The 752-nt window shown below is 60.1% G+C and carries 1 protein-coding gene; it reads right to left on the bottom strand.

Annotated elements, in window-relative coordinates; genetic code table 11:
- Nucleotides 1–176: 176 nt before the first annotated feature.
- Entirely contained in the window at nucleotides 177–575 is a 399-nt protein-coding gene (locus tag ACXJKH_RS21610) for a hypothetical protein (RefSeq protein ID WP_457322459.1), read from the bottom strand.
- Nucleotides 576–752: the final 177 nt, after the last annotated feature.

The following is a 752-nucleotide window of genomic DNA, read 5'->3' as shown; positions in this document are numbered from 1 at the left end:
GGACGCGGGAGCGCCGCGCTGGCGCACGAAATGGCCGAAGCTCTTCTTCGACAGGCCTGGGCGCTCGATCAGACCTTCAACGGCGACGGCAGGTACGGCGTCACGGCGGCGCGATGCTGACTGCCTTCGTCGAGAAGCTAACCGATTCGCCCCCAGCATCCCGATGGGGCGCGACTTCACTCAGTTGGACCATTGAGCCCTTTTTGTAAGCGACTGAGAGCGTAGGAGATATCCATGCCAGGCTCTGATAGGCCCTTGTCCCAGTTCCTTGGCCCTGCATTGCTCTTCATGCGGAAATGTGAGCTGGCGTTCCTGACGTGGCTACCGAACCAAACCTGCTCTGCCGACGTTTGAACCTTGCGGTCGGCATCAAGAGTTCCGTGCTTTGCGTAAGCCTTAAGCTGCGCTTTGAGCAAGACCACGCGCCCCTGGAATGGCTCAATCTCGGACTGGGATGCCGCCCCCAGCCTGCGCCCGGCTTCGCGGAGGCTGGAAATCTCCCGGTCAAGGCGGTTTAGTTCCGCGAGAATGGCTCTGGTCTCAGTGCCTTCGTACTTTGAGACGGCGTTGCTCACCAGCTCGCTCCCTTGCTCCGAAGATAGATTCTATCCTCACCATTCCCTTGAACACCCGCGCGAGTACGGAAACGGCCAAGGCTTCGCTGATCTGCCACAGGACGCGAAACCTCAGGGCGGTCCAGCTATTGCTGGGGCATACGAAGCTCGAAAGCACCGTGCGGTACCTATGCATCG

The sequence above is a fragment of the Stenotrophomonas sp. P5_B8 genome, from assembly GCF_054049855.1.
The sequence above is the reverse complement of the archived record's forward strand: the minus strand, read 5'-3'. Positions and strand labels throughout refer to the sequence as shown.